Raw genomic sequence first — 21,432 nt, 5'->3', positions numbered from 1 at the left:
GCTGCCATCTCAGCTCTGCACGCGTCCGTCCGCGATCCGCAGCACCCGGTCGGCGAGCGACATCATGACCGGGTCGTGGGTCGCCACCACCGCGGTGACGCCTTCAGACTCGACCAGCGCGCGCAGCAGCGCCATCACGGACAGGCCAGTCTCGGCGTCCAGCTGGCCGGTCGGCTCGTCCGCCACCAGCAGCCGCGGCGATCCCGCCAGTGCCCGCGCGATCGCCACCCGCTGCTGCTGCCCCCCGGACAGCTCGCCGGGCCGCTGGTCGGCGTGCTCGCGCAGGCCGACCAGGTCGAGCAGCAGCTCGACCCGGCGCTCGCGGTCGGCCACCGGCGTCCGGCGCAGCCGCAGCGGCACCCCGACGTTCTCCGCCGCGGTGAGCACCGGCACCAGCCCGAACGTCTGGAACACGTAGGACACCGAGTCCCGGCGCAGCCGGCTCAGACCCTCGTCGTCCAGGGCCGTGACGTCGGTGCCGTCAACGTGCACGGTGCCGGCGTCCGGGCGGTCCAGGCCGCCCACCATGTTGAGCAGCGTGGTCTTGCCCGAGCCCGAGCGGCCGACGATGGCCACCATCTCGCCGGGTGCGACGTCGAACGAGACCTCGCGCAGGGCGTGCACGGTGCCCGGGCCGGTGCCGAAGGTGCGGGTCAGCCCGCGAACGGAGACCATCGCCTCCTCGGACGCCGTCGTCATCGGCTGCTCTCGCCGCCGTCCTTGCGGACCGACACGTGGTCTGCCTCGAGGCTGAGCCGTACCCGGCGGGTCAGGTCCAGGGCCTCGCGGTACTCGCGTGGCACCTGCACGCGGCCGGCCCGGTCCATCACGGCGTACTCCTCGGCGTGGTGCTCGCCGTCGACGTCCGGGTTCAGCCGACGCACCACCTCGCTGCTGGTCCGCCCGTCCCGGATCGCGACGGTGCGCTCGACCTGGCCGCTGACCGCGGTGTCGTGGGTGACCACCACCACGGTGGCGCCGAGGTCGCGGTTCGCCGTGCGCAGCGCGGTGAACACCTCCCGAGCCGTCTCGCTGTCCAGCTCGCCGGTCGGTTCGTCGGCCAGCAGGACGCGCGGGTCGTTGGCGAGCGCGACACAGATGGCGACCCGCTGCTGCTCGCCGCCGGACATCTGGTTCGGACGGCGGTCAGCACAGTGCGCGACTCCGACGGCCTCCAGCAGGCGGCCGGCGCGCTCTCGCCGCTCCTTGCGCGGGACGCCGGCCAGCGTCATCGGCAGGTCGACGACCTGGGACGCCGTGAGGTACGGCACCAGGTTGCGCGACGTCTGCTGGCGCACGAACCCGACGACGTGCCGGCGGTAGCGGACCCGGTCGGCCCGGGACATGGCCAGCAGGTCGTGGCCGGCGACCCGGGCCCGCCCCGCGGTCGGCGCGTCGACGCCGGCCAGCACCTGCAGGAGCGTCGACTTGCCCGAGCCGGAGGCGCCGACGATCGCCACCATCTCACCGGTGTGCACGAGCAGGTCCAGACCCTGCAGCGCCTGCACCTCGACCGCCTCGGTCTGGTAGATGCGCACGAGGTTGTCGCAGACCACGAGCGCGTCGTGGCCGTACTCGGCCGGACGCTGCGCAGCCGCGGGCAACGACAGCTCGGGACCGGGCACGCGGCACACCCTTTCTCGAGCGACGTCGTCCGCGGGATCGTAACCCGCGGCGGCCCGCTACGATTGACGTTGTGCCCACAGCTCGTGCGGCACGGGCACGGTGACGGCTCTCACCGTGCTGCTCAGTGACCGGCCCATCGACGTGGCCGCAGGTTCCCCGCGGCGGGTTCCCACCGCGCGGGCCGATCAGACGCCGACGCGTCGACCGCTTGCCCGCGGCCGGGTGCCCCGGTCCGTCGTGGTGAGCGCGCCGTCCGAAGGAGGAGTCCTTGGCTCGAGGTGGCCAACGCCAGCCGAGTGCTCGCCGTGCCCCCGCGCGGCAGCAGTCACACTCCCGCGCCCGTGACAACGACGGCATCATCCCGGTGCTCGCCCGCACAGTGCGCGAGGTCGAGGCCGCCGTCCAGCGCGGTCGGGTGGCCCAGTCGGTGCGCACGAAGTTCCAGGTCGTGGCGCTGCTGGTGCGTGAGGAGCGGTCCCGGATCCGGGCTGACGCGACCAGCACCGAGAGCAACCGGGCCGCGCAGCTCAAACGGCTCGACGGAATCGCGCTCATCCTCGCCAAGACCGCGGCGCGAGACACCTCGCTGCTCGCCCTGCTCGGCGAGGAAGCCACCGTCTCGGCAGCGGCTCGCTCGCTTCGCCAGGACATGCTCCGGGAGGCCGGCGTGGAGTCGGTGCCCGAGGAGCTTGCGCCACCGCCACCGCCGGTGGCCACGACCAGCGTCCGGCCCGAGCGGCAGGTGGTCCCGCAGTCGGTGGTCTCGCGACAGCTCGCCAACCCCTTCCTGGCGCCGGACTTCTCGGCCCCTCGGCCGAAGGTGCCGGCCGGCCACCTGGCCGACTGGGAGCTGCTCGGCCCGCTGTTCAGCTCGTTCGAGCGGGCCGGCGGCGGAGCGTCGACCGGTATGGCCCTGCCCGCGCCGTCCTCCCGCTGGGCGCCCGGTGGGCACGAGCTGATGAAGCACCAGGCGGAGCTGGTCGCGGCGGCCGCGGCCGGCCACCGCACGTTCCTGCTCGCGGACGAGCCCGGTCTGGGCAAGACGGCGCAGGCGCTGCTCGCGGCGCAGGCCGCGAACGCGTACCCGCTGCTGGTGGTCGTGCCCAACGTCGTCAAGACCAACTGGGCGCGCGAGGCAGCGCTCTGGACGCCGAACCGAGCGGCCACCGTGATCCACGGCAACGGCGACACCATCGACGGCTTCGCCGACATCGTCGTGGTGAACTACGAGGTGCTCGACCGGCACGTCGGGTGGCTAGGCGACCTCGGCTTCCACGGCATGGTCGTCGACGAGGCGCACTTCATCAAGAACAAGTCGTCCCAGCGTTCGCAGCACGTGCTCGAGCTGTCCGAGCGCATCCGGCTGCGCAACCCTCGACCGCTGCTGATGGCACTGACCGGCACCCCGCTGATCAACGACATCGAGGACTTCCGGGCCATCTGGCAGTTCCTCGGCTGGATCGACGACAAGAAGCCGCGGGCCCAGCTGATGACGTCGCTGGAGGAGACCGGGCTGAACCCTGCCGATCCGGGCTTCTACGCCGCGGCCCGCCAGTGCGTGGTCGACCTCGGCATCGTCCGGCGCCGCAAGGTCGATGTCGCCGCCGACATACCGGCCCGCCGGATCGCCGACTTGCCGGTCGAGCTCGACGACAAGGCCAGCCGCTCGATCCGCAAGGCGGAGCGCGACCTGGCCCGGCGGATGGTCTCGCGGTACGAGAGCGCGCTCGCGGCCCGCGCCGAACGCCCGGCGGTCCAGGGCATCGACCACGAGGGCATCGACCACCAGGACCTCGACCAGGGCATCGATCACGAGCTGGTGCGTCAGGTCGCCACCTGGGAGCGGAAGGAGGCGACCGCGGCGAAGTCCGGCGAGAACGTGTTCAGCATGATGCGCCGGATCGGTCGGGCGAAGGCCGGTCCCGCCGCGGACTATGCCGCGCAGCTGGCTCGCAGCGCCGGCAAGGTCGTGTTCTTCGCCAAGCACGTCGACGTGATGAACGTCGCCGAGGAGACCTTCGCCGAGCGCGGCATCCGGTACTCCTCGATCCGTGGCGACCAGACGTCGACGGCGCGGCAGAAGCAGATCGACGCGTTCGTCAACGACCCCGACGTCGCGATCGCGGTCTGCTCGTTGACCGCGGCCGGGGTGGGCCTGAACCTGCAGGTCGCCTCCAACATCGTGCTCGCCGAGCTGTCCTGGACCGACGCGGAGCAGACCCAGGCCATCGACCGCAGCCACCGCATAGGGCAGACCGAGCCGGTCACCGCGTGGCGGATCATCGCGGCCCAGACCATCGACGCGCGGATCGCCGAGCTGATCGAGAGCAAGGCCGGCCTCGCTGCCCGGGCCCTCGACGGGTCGGACGACGAGGGGTCGGCGGCCGACGTCCAGCTCGAGGCGTTGGTGGCCCTGCTGACCGACGCGTTGTCCGAGGCCGCCTAACCCGCCCATACCCGGCGAGAGGTCGCAGAAGGGGCACCACGACGAGTTCGGGTGCCCCAGCTGCGACTCTCACCGGGTCAGCCAGCGGTGGTCCCGGAGCGGACGAGCCGAGCGCCGGTGGCGACCAGAAACGACAGCCAGATCAGGAAGCCGATGCCGGTCAGGCCGAACAGCGACATGGCGTCGCCCTCGGCGATCGACGGGCCGGCGAGCGTCCCGACCAGGAGCAGGGCCGCGCCGACCGGGGCCAGCCGACGGAACACCCGGGGCGTGATCCCGGCTGCGACGCCGGCTCGGGCGAGGCCGAGCAGTGCGACGGCGATGGAGAAGTCCAGCACCGTGAAGACGCTGTTGTGCAGGGCCGACACGGCTTGGACTGCGCCGACGTCCGGCTGGGTCTGGTGCGCGACCACGCCGAGTGCCTGTTCGGCCCCGACGACCACGGCGAACAGCGCCATGATCGACACGGCGCCGACGAACCCGGTGACGGCCCACGCCCGCCTGCCGCCGGCCAGCAGCAGGCGCAGCCCACCGCCCAGGAACAGGGCCATTCCCACGCCGCTCAGCACGTACGTGGCGGCCAGCACGTACGGGATCGCCCCGTCATTGCCGTAGTGGGCGATGAGCTCGGCGCTGCTCGCACCGTTGCCGGGCGCGGTGGCCCCGCGGATGACGTTCTGCGCGAAGACGACGCCCGCGAACGTCAGGGCGCCGATCCCCGCGAGCCGGGTGCTGATGTCGCCGGCGGCCCGCTGGGTGACGGTCGACGTCAGGTCGGACTCACTGGCGATGCTGGTGGTGACGGTCATGATGGAACTCCATTCCAGTCGGTTGATGTATGATCAAGTAACTGGAACGACTATAAGACCAACACACAGAATGTCAAGTGATAGAAAGAGGCCCATGCCGGACAAGCCACCGAGCCTGCGGGAACGCCAGGCCCAGCTGACCCGTGACGAGATCCTGAACGCCGCGCGGCGGCTCTTCGCCGAGCGCGGGTACACACGCACGAGCGTGCGGGACATCGCTGAGGCGGCCGGCGTCTCGGCGCAGACGGTCTACGACAGCATCGGCACCAAGCAGGCGCTGGTGGCGCGACTGAACGACCTGGTCGACGCCGAGGCCGACATCGCGGGCATCGTGCGCGGGGCCGCCCAGGCGAGCGACCCGGCGCAGGTCGTCGCGGTCTCGGCCAGGATCACCCGCTCGATCCTGGAGAACTGCGGCGACATCGTGCACGCGCTGGTCACCGGCGCGGCGGCTGAGCCGGAGCTCGCCGTCGTCCTCGCCGAGGGACATCGCCGGCACGTCGAAGGAGCCGCGACAGTGATCGGGCTGCTCCAGGAGCTGGACGCCCTGGACGATTCCGTCGACGTGTCGACTGCCGCGCAGAGCCTTGCGGCCGTCTCGGACTTCCGCTTCGCCATGCTGCTGCAGGACAGCTACGGCTGGTCGCTGGAGCGGATCGAGTCGTGGATCGCCGCCACGAGCAGCGTGCTGCTGCTCGGCCCGGGGACCTCGAAGCGTCGGTGAGCCGGGCGGGATCGCCTACTTCAGGAACTGCTGCGCCAGGGTGGACGCCCACCAGTCCCCGACCTCGCCCGGGCTCCACCCGTACTCGCGAGTGGCGGTGTCGAAGCTCTCGAGTGACACCAGCGCCGCGTAGACCGCGACGGCCCGGGCGGCGTCCATCCCGGGTGCCCAAGCGGTAGCGGGCCAGGAGGAGAAGACGTCGGTGCGCTGGCTGGTGCCGCGTCGCCGGCCTTCGTCGTACGCCACACCGAGCTCCGGATGCTGACGTCGTCCCTCGCCCAGGATCCTGATCACGTCGCCGCCCTGCTCGAAGAGCCGCCGGTCGAAGTCGACGAAGGTGCGCAGCTGTTCGAGCGGGCTGCCGGCTTGCTCCTTCAGCTCGGCGATCGCCTGCTGGACGTTCGCCCGCTGCTCGGCGGCGTCGATCAACGAGATGGCCAGACCCGCCTTGCTGCCGTAGACGCTGTAGACCGTGGCTTCGGAGACGCCAGCCCCTTCGGCCACCGACCGGACGCTCGTGCCTGCCCACCCCTTGTCCAGGAAGCGTTCGCGGGCCGACGTCGCGATCAGCTCGCGGGTGCGCTCGGCCTGCTGCTCGCGCAGCTCGGACCGGTACGGGCGGGATTGGCTCACGGCAACCACTGTACAGGTTCGGTGAGATGTTCTATATTCACTGAGGAACACTCGAATGAATCGAGTAACACCTCAACGAAAGGTTCCGACCATGACCACGACCATGACCACGACCACGACAGAGCTGCCGACCGACGCGAGGCGCGTGGCGCTCGAGGTGCTTGCGCGCCTCGAAGCCGCGTGGAACGACGGCGACGGCGCGGCGTTCGGCGCCGAGTACGCAGCAGACGCGTCCTTCGTCACCATCCGCGGCGAGCACATCGTCGGAAGCCGTGCGATCGGCGCGGGACATGGCGCCATCTTCGCCAGCATCTACGCCGGCAGCGTCAACCGGATGGAGCTGGTGAGTGCCACCGAGACCGCGCCCGGGGTCGTGCTGTCGATCGCGATGAGCACGCTGGACGCCCCGTCGGGTCCGCTGGCCGGCCGGCACCACGCAATGTCGACCAGCGTCTTCGTGCGCCGGCCCGACGGTGCGGGCGACTGGCAGATCGCCTCGACGCACAACACCTTGATGACCGCCTGAGAGGTTGCGACTGGGGGAGGATGGTGCCGTGCGGCGCGCGAGACTTGGACGGCGATGGTAGGTCCTCTGCTCGACAGCAAGACCAACGTGCCCGGACGACGTCCGGGCACGTTGGCGCGGCCGAGGCTGGGCCGACGACTCGGTACGAGCGCGACGTCGGCGATCACCCTGGTGTCCGCGCCGGCCGGCTTCGGCAAGACGACCCTGCTCATGCAGTGGCTGGCCGACCTGCCGGCCCCCGCCCCAGGTTTGGCCTGGGTGTCGCTGGACCAGGGCGACGACGAGCCGACCCTGTTCTGGATGTATGTCATCACCGCCTTGCGTGCCCGGGTCGAGGGCCTCGGCGCCGGCGCCCTCGCGCTCCTGCAGTCTCGGCCGCCGCGGACCGAGGCGGCGCTGACCGTGCTGCTGAACGAGCTGCAGGCTCACGACGGCGAGCTGGTCCTCGTCCTGGACGACTACCACGTCATCGACTCTCAGGAGATCCACGACGGCATGGCCTTCCTGCTGGACCACCTGCCGGCCCAGGTCCACCTGGTGATCGCCACCCGGGCCGACCCGCCGCTCCCGCTGGCACGTCATCGGGTCCGCGGCCACTTGGTCGAGATCCGCTCTGCCGACCTGCGTTTCACCGAGCAGGAGGCGGCCGAGTACCTGAGCGGGCCGATGGGCCTCGCGCTCAACGGATCGGACGTCGCGATGCTGGCCGAGCGCACCGAGGGGTGGATCGCCGCCCTGCAGCTGGCGGGGCTGTCGATGCAGGACCGCGGCGACGCCAGTGCTTTCATCGCCGGCTTCGCGGGCGACGACCGCTACGTCGTTGACTACCTCGCCGAGGAGGTGCTGGCCCGCCAGCCCGTGGACCTGCGCGAGTTCCTGCTCACGACGAGCATCCTCGACCGCCTGTGCGGCTCGCTGTGCGAAGCCGTGACCGGACAGTCCGGTGGCAGGGCACGGCTGGAGTCGCTGGAGCGCGCCAACCTCTTCGTCGTCCCGCTGGACGACCGGCGGCAGTGGTATCGGTACCACCACCTGTTCGCAGACGTCCTTCGAGCGCACCTGCTCGAGGACGACGCCAGCCGGCTGGCTGAGCTGCACCTGCGCGCCAGCCGCTGGTTCGAGGCCGCCGGGCAGACCTCGCCGGCCATCAACCACGCCTTGTCCGCGGGTGACGTCGGCCGTGCCGCGGACCTGATGGAGCTCGCCATGCCGGCCATGCAGCAGGGCCGACGGGAGGCCGAGCTCGCCCGGTGGGTGCGCGTACTGCCCGACGAGGTGGTGCAGGTCAGGCCGGTGCTCGGCGTCGCCTTCGTCGGCGTCCTGGCGCAGGTGTCGCAGTTCGACTCCGTCGCCGAGCGGCTGTCAGGCATCGAGCGCTCGGTGCGGTCGGACGACGGCACGTGGTTCGCGCAGCCGCCCCCCGGCCTGGTCGTCGTCGACCAGGAGGCGTACCGCTCCGTGCCGGCCGCCGTCGAGCTGTACCGGGCCGCGCTGGCGCTGGCTCACGGGGACCTGACCGGCACAGTCACCCGAGCGCGGGAGGCGTTGTCCCTAGCGCCGCCGCACGGAGACCTCGTGCGGGCCTCGGCAGGTGCCCTCGCCGGGCTCGCGTCCTGGGCCAACGGGGACCTCGCCGCCGCCCACGCGGCCTACACCGAGTCGGTCGCCGGCCTGCGCAACGTCGGCTTTCTCGCGGACGTCCTCGGCTGCACCATCACGCTCGGCGACATCTGCTGCACCCAGGGACGGCTGCCGGACGCGGTCCGCACGTACCAGCAGGCCCTCGACCTGGCAGCCCGGGAGTCCGGCGGCGGCGAGCCGTTGCGGGGAACGGCCGACATGCACGTCGGGCTGGCGGGGGTGCTGCTCGAGCAGGACGACGTGGCGGCCGCCGCGGAGCACCTGGCGGTCAGCGACCGGCTGGGCGAGCACAACGGGCTGCCGCAGAACCCCTATCGCCGGCGGGTCGTCGAGGCCCGGCTGAGGGAGGTGGAGGGCGACCTGGACGCCGCCCTCGCGCTGCTCGACGAGGCGAACCGGGTGTACGACGGCGACTACTCCCCGAACGTGCGCCCGGTTCCTGCGATGCGCGCCCGACTGCTGCTGCGTCGCGGCGAGCTGGGCCAGGCCGCGGCCTGGGCCGGTGAACGTCAGCTGTCAGCCGACGACGAGCTGTCGTACCTGCGGGAGTACGAGCACGTCACGCTCGTCCGGCTGCTGATCGCCCGGCACCGCGGTGAGCGGGACGACGCGGCGCTCGACGACGCCCTCCGCCTGCTTCGGCGGCTGCTGGCCGCCGCCGAGGCAGGCGGCCGCGGTGGCACGGTCATCGAGCTGCTGGTGCTGCTGGCCCTGGCGGAGCACGGCCGAGGCGAAACCTCGGCTGCGCTCGCGGCGCTGGACCGCGGCGTGGACCTCGCCCAGCCGCCCGGCTACGTGCGCGTGTTCGCCGACGAGGGGGCGCCGATGGCCGCGCTGCTGAGGAAGCTGACGAAACAGGCGTCGGCCCGGGGCCACCTCCGGCGACTTCAGGCCTCGACAGCCGGCACCGAGCCCAGCCCGTTTGGCCCGACCACTCTCGTGGACCCGTTGAGCGAGCGCGAGCTCGACGTGCTGCGACTGCTCGGCACCGACCTGGGCGGGCCTGACATCGCCCGCGCGCTGTCCGTGTCCCTGAACACGATGCGGACGCACACCAAGAGCATCTACACCAAGCTCGGCGTCACCAGCCGACGCGATGCGGTCCGCCAGGCGCAGGCGCTCGACCTGCTGCCCGGCCGACGACCCAGCTGACCGCCGTTCTCACCCGGCCGGCCACGAGCTCACCACATGTGGTGATGACCGCTCACCACATCGGCTGACACCTTCTGGCCATGAGCCAAGCAGCCAGGAGCCACGAACCCGGTGCGGGGCGTTACGCGATCCGCGTCAGCGGCCACCTCGCAACCCGCTGGACGGACTGGTTCGACGGCATGACCCTCACCCAGGAGGACGACGGAACCACCGTCATCCAAGGGACGGTCGTCGACCAGTCCGCCCTGCACGGCCTGCTGCGAAAGCTCAGCGACATCGGTGTGCCGCTCCTGTCGGTCACCCCGATCCCTTCCGACCCGGCACAGACCCGAAGGAGCTTGACATGACCACGCAGACCGACACCGCGCCCGCGACGCCCCCTACCGCGTCACCGACCGCACGCCGCACGATGGACCCCATGCGGCGAGTCTCGCTCGCCGCCGGCGTGCTTTACCTGATCACCTTCGTAGCCTCGTTCCCGCAGCTGAAGCTGTTCGCACACCTCATCGACGACCCGACCGGCTACATCAGCTCTGCCGGCAGCAACACGCCGGTGCTGTGGGGCAGCTGGCTCGAGATCGTCACGGCAGCCGCCGGCATCGGCACCGCCGTCGCCCTCTACCCGGTCACCCGCCGGATCAGCCGGACCGCCGCCATCGGCTTCGTGACCTCCCGGGTGGTGGAGTCAGCGCTCATCCTGGTCGGCGTCGTGTGCGTGCTGTCCGTCGTGACGCTGCAGGGCCACTTCGCCGGCGCCACGGGTGCCCAGGCCGACGCGGTCGGGGTGACAGGTGAGGCGCTGGTCGCGATGCGCCAGTGGACGTTCCTGGTCGGCCCCGGCGTGATCGCCGGCGTCAACGGTCTCTTCCTCGGCTACGCCATGTACAAGGGACGGCTCGTCCCGCGGATCATCCCGACCGTCGGCCTGATCGGTGCGCCGCTGATCCTGATGTCGGCCAGCGCGACCATCTTCGGTCTCTGGGATCAGGTGTCCGGCGCGGGTGCGCTCTGCGCCCTCCCGATCGCGGCGTGGGAGTTCTCGCTGGGGGTCTGGCTGACCGTCAAGGGATTCCGGTCCGTCCCGGCTGCCTGAGTCCCCAGGCGTCACCAGCCCCGCACGGAGTCGGCTCACCGGATCACCGGTGGGCCGGCTCCTTCGTGCCGCCCGGCGAGCTCGGCGGCCGGCAAGACTTTACTCGTTCCAGATCATCGTCGATACTGGCCGACGTGCCCAGCACGTCCGAGCTCGACCTGCTGCTGCGTGCGGCGTCCCTGCGGGTGACCCGCCCGCGGGTGGCCGTGCTCTCGGCCGTGCATGCACATCCGCACGCGGACACCGACTCGATCATCCGCCTGGTCCGGCGCGACCTGGGCGAGGTGTCGCACCAGGCGGTCTACGACGTGCTGCGGGCACTGACCGGCGCCGGGCTGCTGCGACGCATCCAGCCGTCCGGCTCGGTGGCCCGCTACGAGGCCCGAGTGGGCGACAACCACCACCACGTCGTGTGCCGGTCGTGCGGTGCGATCGCCGACGTGGACTGCGCCGTCGGCGAGGCGCCGTGCCTGACCGCGTCCGACGACCACGGGTTCGCGATCGAAGAGGCCGAGGTGACGTACTGGGCACGATGCCCCGAGTGTGCCGCGCTAGCGGTCTGAGCGACCAGCCATGAAGTGACCCATCGAAGAGGAGAAGGACCGACGTGTCTGAGCACGGCAGCGAAAGCGAGAACCCGGTAATCGCTCCCCCCGAGGCGAAGGGGCAGCGGCCCCGGACGAACCAGGACTGGTGGCCCAACCAGCTCGACCTTCAGGTCCTGCACCAGCACTCGCCGCGGGGCAACCCGATGGACGAGGACTTCGACTACGCGCAGGAGTTCGCAGGCCTGGACGTGGACGCCCTCAAGCGCGACGTGTACGAGGTGATGACGACGTCGCAGGAGTGGTGGCCGGCCGACTACGGCCACTACGGCCCGCTCTTCATCCGGCTCAGCTGGCACGCCGCCGGCACGTACCGGATCGAGGACGGACGCGGCGGCGCGGGCGACGGCGCGCAGCGCTTCGCCCCGCTGAACAGCTGGCCGGACAACGCGAACCTGGACAAGGCTCGCCGGCTGCTCTGGCCGGTGAAGAAGAAGTACGGCCGCGCGATCTCGTGGGCCGACCTGCTCGTCTTCGCCGGGAACTGCGCCCTGGAGTCCATGGGGTTCAAGACCTTCGGCTTCGGCTTCGGCCGTGAGGACGTCTGGGAGCCCGAGGAGGTCTTCTGGGGCGGAGAGGACACCTGGCTCGGCGACGAGCGCTACAGCGGCGACCGGCAGCTGTCCGGCCCGCTCGGCGCGGTCCAGATGGGCCTGATCTACGTCAACCCCGAGGGCCCGAACGGTCGTCCGGACCCGCTGGCCTCGGCCCGCGACATCCGCGAGACGTTCCGCCGGATGGCGATGAACGACGAGGAGACGGTCGCGCTGATCGCTGGCGGCCACACCTTCGGCAAGACCCACGGTGCGGCGCCGGCCGACTACGTCGGGCCGGAGCCCGAGGGTGCGCCCCTGGAGGCGCAGGGCCTGGGCTGGAAGAACACCTACGGCACCGGCGCGGGCAAGGACGCCATCACCAGCGGCCTCGAAGGCGCCTGGACGCCGACGCCGACCGCCTGGGACAACAGCTTCTTCGAGACGCTGTTCGGCCACGAGTGGGAGCTGGCTGAGAGCCCGGCCGGGGCCAAGCAGTGGAAGCCGAAGGACGGCGCCGCGGCCGACGCCGTACCGGACGCGCACGACGCCTCGGTACGGCACGCGCCGATGATGCTGACCTCGGACCTCGCGCTGCGGCTGGACCCGGCCTACGAGCCGATCTCCCGGCGGTTCTACGAGAACCCGGACCAGCTCGCGGACGCATTCGCCAAGGCCTGGTACAAGCTGCTGCACCGCGACATGGGCCCGGCCTCGCGCTACCTCGGCCCGTGGGTGCCGCCGGCCCAGCTGTGGCAGGACCCCGTCCCGGCCGCAGACCACGAGCTGATCGGGGACGACGACATCGCCGCCCTGAAGGCGAGCCTGCTCGGCTCGGGCCTGTCGACCGCACAGCTGGTGCGCACGGCCTGGGCGTCGGCGTCCAGCTTCCGTGGCACCGACGACCGTGGTGGCGCCAACGGAGCGCGGATACGCCTTGCGCCGCAACGGGACTGGGAGGTCAACGACCCGACCGAGCTCGGCGACGTGCTGGCCACCCTCGAACGGGTCCAGCGAGAGTTCAACGACGCGCAGGCCGGCGGCAAGCGGGTCTCACTGGCGGACCTGATCGTGCTCGGTGGGAGCGCTGGCATCGAGCAGGCCGCCCGGCGGGCCGGCCACGACGTCACGGTCCCCTTCACGCCCGGGCGGGCGGACGCCACCCAGGACGAGACGGACGTCGAGTCCTTCGCCGTGCTGGAGCCCACGGCCGACGGCTTCCGCAACTACCTGCGCGCGGGCGAGAAGCTGCCCGCCGAGGTGCGGCTGCTGGACCGGGCCAACCTGCTGCGGCTCAGCGCCCCCGAGATGACGGTGCTGGTCGGCGGCCTACGGTCGCTGAACGCCAACGCCGGGCAGTCGCCGCACGGAGTGCTGACCGACCGGCCGGAGACGTTGACCAACGACTTCTTCGTCAACCTGCTGGACGACGGCACGCAGTGGAAGGCGTCGGCGTCGGCCGAGAACGTGTTCGAGGGCAGCCACCGTGGCACCGGCCAGACCCGCTGGACCGCAACCGCCGCCGACCTCGTCTTCGGCGCGAACTCCCAGCTGCGGGCGATCGCCGAGGTGTACGCCGCCGACGACGCGAACGAGAAGTTCGTCCGCGACTTCGTCCGCGCATGGGTCAAGGTGATGGAGCTCGACCGGTTCGACCTGGCCTGACGGACGGGTCGCAGCCAGCTGTCCCGGCGCCGCCGCCGGGGCAGCTGGCTGTCGGGCTAGTGATCCAGCTGCGCCTCGACCGCGCGGTGCACGTTCCCGTGGATGTGGTCTGCACCCAACCGCTGGACCACGTTCTCGCGCTCGAGGACTGTCCGGACGTTCGGCTTGAGCCGGGCCAGGCGCAACGTCACGCCCGCCTGCTCGCACAGGTCGATGATGTCGTTCATCTTCGCCGTGCCCTGCGAGTCGACGAAGTTGATGCCCTCGCAGTCCAGCACCAGCCCGGACACCGTTCCGCTGCCCTGCAGCAGCTCGCGGATCCGGTCCTCGAGCGCGTCCGAGGTGGCGAAGAACAGGCCGCCGTCCAGCCGCAGCGCGACCACGCCGGCCGGCAGCTCGTCGTCGGGGTTCTCGGCGGTGTCGCGGTAGACCTGCGTTCCCGGTTCGCGACCCAGACGCGGCATGTCCGGGTGGGTGGCCACTGCGACCAGCCAGGCCAGCGACAGCGCGATCCCGATGACGACGCCGGCCAGCACCCCGAACACCAGGGTGCCGAGGATGGCGGCGATGGCGACCCAGAAGTCGGTCCGCTGCACCCGGTAGATCCGGCGCATCTCGGGAAGGTTCATCATGCCCATCACGACGGCCTCGATGATCAGCGCGCCGAGCACCGGCTTGGGCAGGTCGGAGAACAGTGGTGCCAGGAACAGCAGCGTGAGCAGCACCGTGACGCCGGAGGTGATGGACGCGATCCCCGTCCGTGCCCCCGAGTGGTCGTTGAGCGAGCTGGCCGACAGGCTGGTCGAGACCGGCATCCCTTGCAGCAGACCGGAACCGATGTTGGCGGCCGACTGCGCGACCGACTCCTGGTCGACGTCGACCAGGTAGCGGTGCTTGGTCGCGAAGAACCGGGCGTCGCCGGCCGTCTGGGAGAAGCCGATCAGCATCAGCGCGACCGCGGCCACGGTGACCGTGCCGGCGTGCTCCCACATCAGTCCCAGGTCGGGCACCTGCGGGGTGGGCAGCCCGCTGGGCACGTCGCCGACGAGGGCGACGCCGCGGGCACCGAGGTCGAAGACGTGGGAGGCGATCAGACCGCCGACCACCAGGACGAGCGCGCCGGGCACCTTGGGCGCGACGACCCGCAACCCGAAGACGACGACGAGAGCCAGCGCCCCCACGACCACGGTCGCGGTCTGCGCGTCGGCGAGCGAGCCGAACCAGGACCACAGCTCCTGGAACGAGTTCGAGCCCTCGGTGTCGGTACCGGTGAGCTTCGGCAGCTCACCGATGACGACGTCGATGGCGGCGCCGAAGAGGAAGCCGGTGACCACCGCTCGGGACAGGAACTGGGCGATCCACCCCATCCGCAGGATCGCCAGGAGCAGGAACAGCACCCCCGACGCGAGGGTGATGCCGGCGACGAAGGACGCGATGTCCTGCGCGCCGGTCAGGCCGGCGGTGGCGACCGCGCTGGCGGCCACTGCGGCCAGCCCCGAGCTCGGTCCCATCGAGATCTGCCGGCAGCTGCCGAACACCGCGTAGAGGATGGCACCGGCGGCAGCGGCGTACAGCCCGTTCTGCAACGGGATCCCGGCGATGCCGGCGTAACCGAGGTTCTTCGGCACGATGAGCGCCGCGACGGTCACGCCGGCGATCAGGTCAGCGCGCAGCCACGGCCGCTCGTACTCGCGCAGCCAGCCTACGATCGGGAGCAGCCGGACGACCCTTGAGGGGGTCGACCCGCCGCCAGCGTCCACCCGCCGCTCCGTCGAGCTAGTCGTTGGCCGCCTTGATCTCCTTCTCGAGTTCGTCGAGGTCCACGTTGACCTGCTTGCGCATCTCCTTCACGGCCCTCAGCTCGGCCTTCTCCAGCGCCTCGGAGACCGTGATGTCGCCGACCACCAGCAGGGCGGCCTGGCCTTCGTCGATGAACTCGCCCAGCTCCTTGACGTCGCTACGGGACATGCCCTTCCACAGGTGCCCGGCAACGCCACCGGCGGTGCCCAGCACTGCCGCCGAGGCCAGGATGGACGGGGGGAAGAGGATGCCCAGCACGGCTCCCGCGGCGACCCCGCCCCAGGCCGCCTTGCGGGTCACCGTCTCGTCCTTGTTCACGTGGATCTTGCCCTTGTCGTCCTTGGTGACGACCGCCGCGTCGAAGTTCCCGATCGCGTCGACGAGGTGCAGTTCCTTGACGACTTCGTAGTCGGCTCTGGCCGAGTCCTCGTCGGGGTAGGTGGCGATGAACAGGAAGACGCCGTCTGACTCGGCCATGGAAAGCTCCTTGGATTCTCGAGGACGAACCGAGTCTGGCACCGCGATCCGCCCGCGCATAGGGCCCCCTCAGGGTCGTCAGAGCTCCAGCGTGTGCGCGCCGCGGCGGGCCTTCGTCGCCAGGTAGCCGGCGTTTGCCGGGGACAGGTGCACCCCGGTCGGTACCCGATCGGTGACCACGACCCCCAGCCGGTCGAGCTGGGCGGCCTTGTCCGGGTTGTTGCTCAGCAGCGCGACCCTGGTCAGTCCCAGGGCGCGCAGCATCTGCGCGGCGACGGTGTAGTCGCGCTCGTCCGCGCCGAAGCCGAGCGCGAGGTTGGCCTGGTAGGTGTCCATGCCGGCGTCCTGCAGGCCGTACGCGTCCAGCTTGGCGTACAGGCCGATCCCGCGGCCCTCCTGGCGCAGGTACAGCAGGTACCCGCCGGCCTCGGCGATCAGCTCGACGGCCTCTCGGAACTGCGGCCCGCAGTCGCATCGCTGGCTGCCGAGCACGTCACCGGTCAGGCACTCGCTGTGCGGGCGGACCAATACCGGCTCGTCCGGACAGGCGTTGGGACACAGCGCCTTCGAGCGTTCTCCGAGGCCGAGTGCGAGGTGCTCACGGCCGTCGACCAGGCCGTCGAAGGTGAACACCCGTGCCGTCGTGGCGAAGCCGTCGGCGAACCGCATGGGCAGCATCAGCTGGGTGCGGATGGTCGCGACGGGCAGGTCGTGGGGCATTCAGTTCTCCTCGATCAGTCCGTCCGGAACCGGGGGGACAGGGCGTAGCGCAGCAGGACGACGTCCCCGATCGCGCGCACCTCGGCGAGCCTCGCGCGGCGCTCGGCGTTCCACGGGAACGCGCCGTCCCCGACCAGCCGGTGCGCCCGGGAGTCGCCGACGAAGAGCGGGGCCACCACCAGCTGGAGCTCGTCGACCAGGTCTGCGGTGAGCAGCTGAGTCAGCACCGTCCCGCCGCCCTCGACCATCAGCCGGCGCACGCCTCGCTCGAACAGGTCCTCGGTGACCCGGCGCAGGTCGACCGGCGCCCCGCCGTCGACGACCGTGGCCGCTGCCCCCAGGCGCGCCGCGGTCTCGTCGACGACCCTGCTCGCGCAGTAGACCAGCTTGCACGCGCCGTCCGGCTGGAAGAAGCTCGCGTCCGGGTCGAGCTGTCCGCTGGCGGTCACCGTCACCTTGGTCGGTGAGGCGGGCAGCCCACGGGCGACGCGCGCTGCCCGACGGGCCGGCGCGCGCACCAGCAACCGCGGGTTGTCGTTGCGCACCGTCGCCGCCCCGACCAGGATCGCGTCGCAGCCCGCCCGGACCTCGTCGACCCGGTCCAGGTCGGCCTCGTTGGACAGCACCAGGCGCTCACTGCAGCCGCCGTCGAGGTAGCCGTCGATCGACATGCCGCAGCTGAGCAGCGTGTAGGGGCGCTCAGCCACGAGCGACCCCCTCGGCCACCAGCACGGCGGCCCCGGGCAGGCTCGCGACGAAGGCCAGCACGCCGTACACCACGGCGGCCGTCACCCCCTGTGCCGCACCGAGTCCGACCAGTCCGAACGACCAGGCCGCCACCCCTTCGCGCGGACCCCAGCCGGCCACGTTCGCCGGGATGCTCATCGCCAGCAGGGCCAGCAGCGCCAGCGGCAGCACCTGGGTCAGCGGAGCGGTCGAGCCCGCCGTCCGTACCGCGATCACGAACGTCAGCGCGTGCCCGACCACCACCACCGCGGACGCCAGCAGGACACCGGGCCAGGCGCGCCGGGCGAGCAGGCCGAGCCGGACGTCGGCGCGGACCGTCCGGGCCAGCCTGGCCGGCCACGAGCGCCCGCCGCGGGACAGCGCGAGCGCGGCCAGCACCGCACAGGCCACACCGCCCGCCACCGTGACCGCCACCACCGCGGTGACCGAACGCAGCGGTGAGGACAGCACCAGCAGGACACCCACCGCCAGCGCCAGCTGGACGACCTGCCCGGCCGAACGCTCCCAGGCGACGGCGCGCAGGCTGCGCCCGACGTCCCCGACGTCGCGGCCGGCCCGGACGCCACGGTGCACGTCGCCGATCACCCCGCCGGGCAGCGTCGTGTTGAGGAACTGGGAGCGGTAGCAGGCGCGCACCGCCACTCGCAGCGGCACCGCGACGCCGAGGCCGCGGGACACCAGGCTCCAGCGCCAGGCGCAGCACACGGTGGTGACCACCGCGATCACGAAGGCAGCCGCCAGCGACACTGCGTCGATGCGTCGCAACGCGTCCAGGAAGGGGTCGGCGCCGACCCGCCAGAGCAGGGCGACGACGATGGCCGCGCCCACCAGGACGCGCGCCCACCTCAACCACGTACCGCTCATGTCAATGTCCCCTCGCGCGCCCTGCCCAACACACGGGGGTCGCAGGCCATCGGTTCACCGGCTGCAGTGCTCATGCCGCCAGCTGCCCCAGGATGTGCGCCAGCCGCTCGGTGGTCTGCGACCAGCGGGTCAGCGTGGTGCGGCGCTCCCGAGCGCTGCGGCGCAGCCGGAAGCGCAGGTCGGGATCCACCAGCCAGCTGCGCAGCGCGGCGGCGAGCGCCTCGTGGTCGTCCGGGGCGACCAGCAGCCCCGGCCGCCTCCCGTCGGCCCCGCGACCCAGTGCCTCGCCCACACCGCCGACGTCCGAGGCGACGGCTGGCACCGCGTGCGCCAGCGCCTCCACGACGACGATCCCGTACGTCTCGGCGCGCGAGGGCAGCACCAGCAGGTCGGCTGCGGCGTAGCTGGCCGAGAGGTCGGCACCGTGGCGAGGGCCGGTGAACCGCACCCGGTCGCCGATGCCGTCGGTCTGTGCCTGCTGGTCGACCTGGACGGCGAACCCGCGGTCGCGGGTCAGCGGTCCCACGCACAGGCACCGCCACGGCAGGTCGGCGACGGCGGCGAGCGCGGCCACCAGCACGTCGTGGCCCTTGCCCGGGGTGACCGCGCCGACGCACAGCAGCTGTCCGCCGGCGAACGTGCCCGGCGCGAGGTCCGCGACGTCTGCTCCGGGCTCTGCGACGTGCACGCGCCCGGTCGGCAGGCCGTACGTCTCGACCAGCCACCGCTGGGTCCAGTGGCTGGTGGTGACGACCGCCCGGGCCGCGGAAAGAGCGGCCCGCTCGGCGACCGCGACCGGGGCGTCCGGGGGCAACCCCTGGCCGAGCGGCGTGTGTACCAGCACCACCATCCGCAGCCGGTCGGCGTGCGGCTCCAGCACCTGCGGCGTGCTGGAGGCGATCAGACCGTCCAGCAGGGTGACCGAGGCGTCCGGGATCGCGCGCAGCGACTCGGCCAGCGCATTGCGCGCCGCGTCGTCCGGTTCAGGCCAGTGGCCAGGGACGTCGCGCTCGCGGACGGACCACCCGCTGGCGGCCAGGCCGGTGCAGATCCGGCGGTCGTAGACGTTGCCCCCGCTGGGTTCGGCGGGGTCGTCGATACCCTGCGGCACGACCACGTGCAGGGTGCTCACAGGTCCCGCTCGTAGCTGGCCCACGCGACGTGCGACTCGCGCAGGGTGACGGCCAGTCCGGACAGCTCGCGGGCGCCGGCCCCCAAGGCATCGGCGTGCACCTGCTCGGCCAGCCGGTCGGCGATGGTCCGGGCCAGCACCTCGGTCGTGGTGTTCGTCCCGGCGAACTGCGGCTCGTCGTCGAGGTTGCGGTAGTTCAGCTCGGACAGGATGGCGTGCAGCGCCTCGCCCGCGCGGCCGATGTCGACCACGATCCCGTCATCGTCAAGTTCCGCCCGGCGGAACGTCGCGTCGACCACGAAGGTGGCGCCGTGCAGGCGTTGCGCGGGCCCGAAGACCTCACCACGGAAGCTGTGCGCGACCATCATGTGGTCGCGGACGGTCACGCTGAACATGGACCTACCTCTCGGGGTACGTGAAGGTGTGGCAGAGCGCCGGCAGGCTCGCGTCGGCCAGCCGGGGCATGACCTCGGGCAGCTCGGCGAATCGGGACTCCCCAGTGATTAGCGCATCGAACGCGGTGTCGCGCAACAGGTCCAGTGCGAGAGCGAGCCGGTCACGGGTCGTCCGGCGCCCGCGCCGGGCCGCAGCGACCACACCGACCTGGCTGGCGCGCAGTCCGAGCCGCCCGGAGTGGAAGGCGCCGCCGAGGGACAACGTCACCTCGGTGTCGCCGTACCAGCTGAGGTCCAGCACCGTGCTCTCGGCGGCGAGCAGCTCCAGCGAACGCTGCAGGCCCGCGGCGGTCGCGCTGGCGTGCACCACCAGGTCGCGCGAGCCCGCGGCGTCGTCCGGCAGCGCGAAGTCCACGTCCAAGGCCTTGGCGACGTCCGCCCGAGCGGGGTCGACGTCGACCAGGCACACCTCGACCTGCGGGAACCGGCGCAGTAGCCGAGCCACGCAGCAGCCGACCATGCCCGCACCGACGACAGTGATCCGGTCGCCCAGCAGGGGAGCGGCGTCCCAAAGGGCGTTGACAGCGGTCTCCACGGTGCCGGCCAGCACCGCGCGGGACGGCGGGACGTCGTCCGGGACGACGGTCACGGCCTCGACGGGGACGACGTAGCTAGTCTGGTGCGGGTAGAGGCAGAAGACGGTTCGGCCACGCAGGTGCGCTGGACCCCGCTCGACGACGCCGACGTTCAGGTAGCCGTACTTGACCGGGCCGGGGAAGTCGCCGTCCTGGAAGGGAGCTCGCATCACCGCATGCTGGCTGGGCGGGACGCGGCCGCTGAACACCAGCGTCTCGGTGCCCCGGCTCGCACCGCTGCGCAGGGTCCGCACCAGGACCTCCCCGGGGCCGGGATCCGCCACGGTGGTGGGCAGGATCTCGCCCACACCGGGCTCGCGCAGCCAGTAGGCGAGTGCCTCGGTGGACACCGGCTCACCCCTCCCGTGCCCCGACTTGAACCGGAGCCTCGCGTTTCCCGTGCTACCGGTGTACACCCAGGAGGCGGAGGTACGGTGCGCATGGTCCAAACCGGCCCGCTTTCCGGGCTCGTCGCCCAAGTCGGGCTGCTCGCTGCCCTGGCCGGGACGGTCGGTGTCGGCGCGGCCGGCTGGGCGGCCGGTGTCGGGTGGACGCTGACCCTGACGGTCGTGCTGGCGGGCGCTGTGGTCCGGCACGGGCGCGATCGGCTCGGACCGGCGGACTGGGTGACCCTGGCGCGGGCCACCCTAGCCGGCGGCGTCGCCGCGCTGGTCGCGGACTCCATCATCGCCGGGACGTCGGTGCCGACCGCCCGCACGTGGATGCTGGTGGGCCTGGCCGCACTGGCGCTGGTGCTGGACGGCGTCGACGGCCGGGTCGCCCGATGGACCGGGACGTCGTCCGAGCTGGGGGCCCGGTTCGACATGGAGGTGGACGCCTTTCTCATCCTGGTCCTCAGCGTGCTGGTGGCCGGGTCGTTCGGTGCCTGGGTGCTGGCCATCGGGCTGGCCCGCTACGCCTTCGTGAGCCTGGGTCGGCTGCAGCCGTGGCTGCGGGCGTCGTCCCCGCCGCGCTACTGGTGCAAGGTCGTCGCCGTCGTCCAGGGCGTCGTGCTGACCGCGGCGGCGGCGCAGGTGCTGCCGCACCTGGTGGCGACGCTCGCCCTGCTGGTCGCGCTCGCCCTGCTGGTCGAGTCGTTCGGGCGGCAGGTGTGCTGGCTGTGGCTGCATCGGTACGACCGCCGGTACGAGCCGGTCGAGCGGGTTGAACCGCTGGTGGTCGTCCCGGTCCTGGCAGAGCGGAGCTGAG

Annotated in this window: 21 protein-coding genes; 9 read left to right on the top strand and 12 right to left on the bottom strand. The window is 71.9% G+C overall.

Annotated features, from left to right (window positions below; all coding sequences use genetic code 11):
- Positions 1-9 precede the first annotated feature (9 nt).
- Together ACPPVT_RS16250 and ACPPVT_RS16245 are read right to left on the bottom strand one after the other, a co-directional pair.
- Positions 10-699 carry an ABC transporter ATP-binding protein gene (locus ACPPVT_RS16250; RefSeq protein WP_426562028.1) on the bottom strand — a complete coding sequence of 230 codons (690 nt, stop codon included), beginning with the start codon at positions 697-699 and terminating at the stop codon, positions 10-12.
- Positions 696-1,634: an ABC transporter ATP-binding protein gene (locus tag ACPPVT_RS16245; RefSeq protein WP_426562026.1), complete on the bottom strand. Its 939-nt coding sequence runs from the start codon at positions 1,632-1,634 to the stop codon at positions 696-698. Before ACPPVT_RS16245 ends, ACPPVT_RS16250 begins: the two co-directional genes overlap by 4 nt.
- 260 nt (positions 1,635-1,894) lie before the next feature.
- On the opposite strand from ACPPVT_RS16245, the gene ACPPVT_RS16240 reads away from it, so the two are divergent.
- Complete coding sequence (locus tag ACPPVT_RS16240; protein WP_426562024.1) at positions 1,895-4,072, top strand: DEAD/DEAH box helicase; 2,178 nt, start codon at positions 1,895-1,897, stop codon at positions 4,070-4,072.
- 77 nt (positions 4,073-4,149) lie between these two features.
- Here the strand turns inward: ACPPVT_RS16240 and ACPPVT_RS16235 are convergent, their stop codons facing one another.
- Entirely contained in the window at positions 4,150-4,881 is a 732-nt protein-coding gene (locus tag ACPPVT_RS16235; RefSeq protein WP_426562022.1) for a hypothetical protein, read from the bottom strand.
- Positions 4,882-4,975: 94 nt separating this feature from the next.
- Between ACPPVT_RS16235 and ACPPVT_RS16230 the strand changes: the two genes are divergently transcribed.
- Complete coding sequence (locus ACPPVT_RS16230) at positions 4,976-5,605, top strand: TetR/AcrR family transcriptional regulator (RefSeq protein WP_426562020.1); 630 nt, start codon at positions 4,976-4,978, stop codon at positions 5,603-5,605.
- 15 nt (positions 5,606-5,620) lie between these two features.
- Here ACPPVT_RS16230 and ACPPVT_RS16225 read toward each other — a convergent pair whose 3' ends face one another.
- A complete protein-coding gene (locus ACPPVT_RS16225) occupies positions 5,621-6,238 on the bottom strand; it encodes a TetR/AcrR family transcriptional regulator (RefSeq protein ID WP_426562018.1) in 618 nt (205 codons plus the stop codon).
- Between the two features lie 91 nt (positions 6,239-6,329).
- Between ACPPVT_RS16225 and ACPPVT_RS16220 the strand changes: the two genes are divergently transcribed.
- The 6 genes from ACPPVT_RS16220 to katG all read left to right on the top strand — a co-directional run bounded on the left by ACPPVT_RS16220 (position 6,330) and on the right by katG (position 13,453).
- Positions 6,330-6,764 (top strand): SgcJ/EcaC family oxidoreductase, encoded by a 435-nt coding sequence (locus ACPPVT_RS16220; RefSeq protein WP_426562016.1) that lies wholly within the window; start codon positions 6,330-6,332, stop codon positions 6,762-6,764.
- Between the two features lie 54 nt (positions 6,765-6,818).
- Complete coding sequence (locus tag ACPPVT_RS16215; RefSeq protein ID WP_426562014.1) at positions 6,819-9,557, top strand: LuxR C-terminal-related transcriptional regulator; 2,739 nt, start codon at positions 6,819-6,821, stop codon at positions 9,555-9,557.
- An 80-nt stretch (positions 9,558-9,637) separates the two neighbouring features.
- Positions 9,638-9,904 (top strand): hypothetical protein, encoded by a 267-nt coding sequence (locus ACPPVT_RS16210; protein ID WP_426562012.1) that lies wholly within the window; start codon positions 9,638-9,640, stop codon positions 9,902-9,904.
- Positions 9,901-10,650, top strand: a complete 750-nt coding sequence (locus tag ACPPVT_RS16205; RefSeq protein ID WP_426562010.1) for a DUF4386 domain-containing protein — start codon at positions 9,901-9,903, stop codon at positions 10,648-10,650. Before ACPPVT_RS16210 ends, ACPPVT_RS16205 begins: the two co-directional genes overlap by 4 nt.
- A 134-nt stretch (positions 10,651-10,784) precedes the next feature.
- Positions 10,785-11,213, top strand: a complete 429-nt coding sequence (locus ACPPVT_RS16200) for a Fur family transcriptional regulator (RefSeq protein WP_426562008.1) — start codon at positions 10,785-10,787, stop codon at positions 11,211-11,213.
- Between the two features lie 44 nt (positions 11,214-11,257).
- The gene (gene katG / locus ACPPVT_RS16195) at positions 11,258-13,453 is read left to right on the top strand and encodes a catalase/peroxidase HPI (RefSeq protein WP_426562006.1); all 2,196 of its coding nucleotides are present in this window, start codon (positions 11,258-11,260) and stop codon (positions 13,451-13,453) included.
- Positions 13,454-13,509: 56 nt separating this feature from the next.
- On the opposite strand, the gene ACPPVT_RS16190 is transcribed toward katG, so the two are convergent.
- From ACPPVT_RS16190 to ACPPVT_RS16155, 8 genes are all read right to left on the bottom strand, one after another.
- Complete coding sequence (locus ACPPVT_RS16190; RefSeq protein WP_426562005.1) at positions 13,510-15,213, bottom strand: SulP family inorganic anion transporter; 1,704 nt, start codon at positions 15,211-15,213, stop codon at positions 13,510-13,512.
- Between the two features lie 16 nt (positions 15,214-15,229).
- Positions 15,230-15,730 carry a DUF1269 domain-containing protein gene (locus tag ACPPVT_RS16185; protein ID WP_426562003.1) on the bottom strand — a complete coding sequence of 167 codons (501 nt, stop codon included), beginning with the start codon at positions 15,728-15,730 and terminating at the stop codon, positions 15,230-15,232.
- Between the two features lie 78 nt (positions 15,731-15,808).
- Positions 15,809-16,450: a GTP cyclohydrolase II gene (locus ACPPVT_RS16180; protein WP_426562001.1), complete on the bottom strand. Its 642-nt coding sequence runs from the start codon at positions 16,448-16,450 to the stop codon at positions 15,809-15,811.
- Between the two features lie 14 nt (positions 16,451-16,464).
- Positions 16,465-17,157 carry a RibD family protein gene (locus ACPPVT_RS16175; RefSeq protein WP_426561999.1) on the bottom strand — a complete coding sequence of 231 codons (693 nt, stop codon included), beginning with the start codon at positions 17,155-17,157 and terminating at the stop codon, positions 16,465-16,467.
- Positions 17,150-18,061 carry a lysylphosphatidylglycerol synthase transmembrane domain-containing protein gene (locus tag ACPPVT_RS16170; protein WP_426561997.1) on the bottom strand — a complete coding sequence of 304 codons (912 nt, stop codon included), beginning with the start codon at positions 18,059-18,061 and terminating at the stop codon, positions 17,150-17,152. The genes ACPPVT_RS16175 and ACPPVT_RS16170 overlap by 8 nt, the downstream gene beginning before the upstream one ends.
- Positions 18,062-18,131: 70 nt before the next feature.
- Positions 18,132-19,193 carry a glycosyltransferase family 4 protein gene (locus tag ACPPVT_RS16165; RefSeq protein WP_426561995.1) on the bottom strand — a complete coding sequence of 354 codons (1,062 nt, stop codon included), beginning with the start codon at positions 19,191-19,193 and terminating at the stop codon, positions 18,132-18,134.
- Positions 19,190-19,588 carry a 6-pyruvoyl trahydropterin synthase family protein gene (locus ACPPVT_RS16160; RefSeq protein ID WP_426561993.1) on the bottom strand — a complete coding sequence of 133 codons (399 nt, stop codon included), beginning with the start codon at positions 19,586-19,588 and terminating at the stop codon, positions 19,190-19,192. Before ACPPVT_RS16160 ends, ACPPVT_RS16165 begins: the two co-directional genes overlap by 4 nt.
- 4 nt (positions 19,589-19,592) lie before the next feature.
- Positions 19,593-20,573 (bottom strand): zinc-dependent alcohol dehydrogenase, encoded by a 981-nt coding sequence (locus tag ACPPVT_RS16155; protein ID WP_426561991.1) that lies wholly within the window; start codon positions 20,571-20,573, stop codon positions 19,593-19,595.
- 90 nt (positions 20,574-20,663) lie between these two features.
- Between ACPPVT_RS16155 and ACPPVT_RS16150 the strand changes: the two genes are divergently transcribed.
- Complete coding sequence (locus ACPPVT_RS16150) at positions 20,664-21,431, top strand: CDP-alcohol phosphatidyltransferase family protein (protein ID WP_426567183.1); 768 nt, start codon at positions 20,664-20,666, stop codon at positions 21,429-21,431.
- The last annotated feature ends 1 nt before the right edge of the window (position 21,432 follow it).

Source organism: Angustibacter sp. McL0619 (genome assembly GCF_049994355.1).
In the GTDB taxonomy this organism is placed as follows: domain Bacteria; phylum Actinomycetota; class Actinomycetes; order Actinomycetales; family Angustibacteraceae; genus Angustibacter.
Note: the sequence above shows the minus strand (reverse complement) of the source record. Positions and strands in the feature narration are given on the sequence as shown.

What these genes read in the sequence shown, in the direction of transcription:
- ACPPVT_RS16250 (WP_426562028.1), bottom strand. Translation starts at nt 699, where the DNA reads ATGACGACGGCGTCCGAGGAGGCGATGGTCTCCGTTCGCGGGCTGACC.
- ACPPVT_RS16235 (WP_426562022.1), bottom strand. Translation starts at nt 4,881, where the DNA reads ATGACCGTCACCACCAGCATCGCCAGTGAGTCCGACCTGACGTCGACC.
- ACPPVT_RS16230 (WP_426562020.1), top strand. Translation starts at nt 4,976, where the DNA reads ATGCCGGACAAGCCACCGAGCCTGCGGGAACGCCAGGCCCAGCTGACC.
- ACPPVT_RS16220 (WP_426562016.1), top strand. Translation starts at nt 6,330, where the DNA reads ATGACCACGACCATGACCACGACCACGACAGAGCTGCCGACCGACGCG.
- ACPPVT_RS16215 (WP_426562014.1), top strand. Translation starts at nt 6,819, where the DNA reads ATGGTAGGTCCTCTGCTCGACAGCAAGACCAACGTGCCCGGACGACGT.
- ACPPVT_RS16210 (WP_426562012.1), top strand. Translation starts at nt 9,638, where the DNA reads ATGAGCCAAGCAGCCAGGAGCCACGAACCCGGTGCGGGGCGTTACGCG.
- ACPPVT_RS16205 (WP_426562010.1), top strand. Translation starts at nt 9,901, where the DNA reads ATGACCACGCAGACCGACACCGCGCCCGCGACGCCCCCTACCGCGTCA.
- ACPPVT_RS16185 (WP_426562003.1), bottom strand. Translation starts at nt 15,730, where the DNA reads ATGGCCGAGTCAGACGGCGTCTTCCTGTTCATCGCCACCTACCCCGAC.
- ACPPVT_RS16180 (WP_426562001.1), bottom strand. Translation starts at nt 16,450, where the DNA reads ATGCCCCACGACCTGCCCGTCGCGACCATCCGCACCCAGCTGATGCTG.
- ACPPVT_RS16170 (WP_426561997.1), bottom strand. Translation starts at nt 18,061, where the DNA reads ATGAGCGGTACGTGGTTGAGGTGGGCGCGCGTCCTGGTGGGCGCGGCC.
- ACPPVT_RS16160 (WP_426561993.1), bottom strand. Translation starts at nt 19,588, where the DNA reads ATGTTCAGCGTGACCGTCCGCGACCACATGATGGTCGCGCACAGCTTC.
- ACPPVT_RS16150 (WP_426567183.1), top strand. Translation starts at nt 20,664, where the DNA reads ATGGTCCAAACCGGCCCGCTTTCCGGGCTCGTCGCCCAAGTCGGGCTG.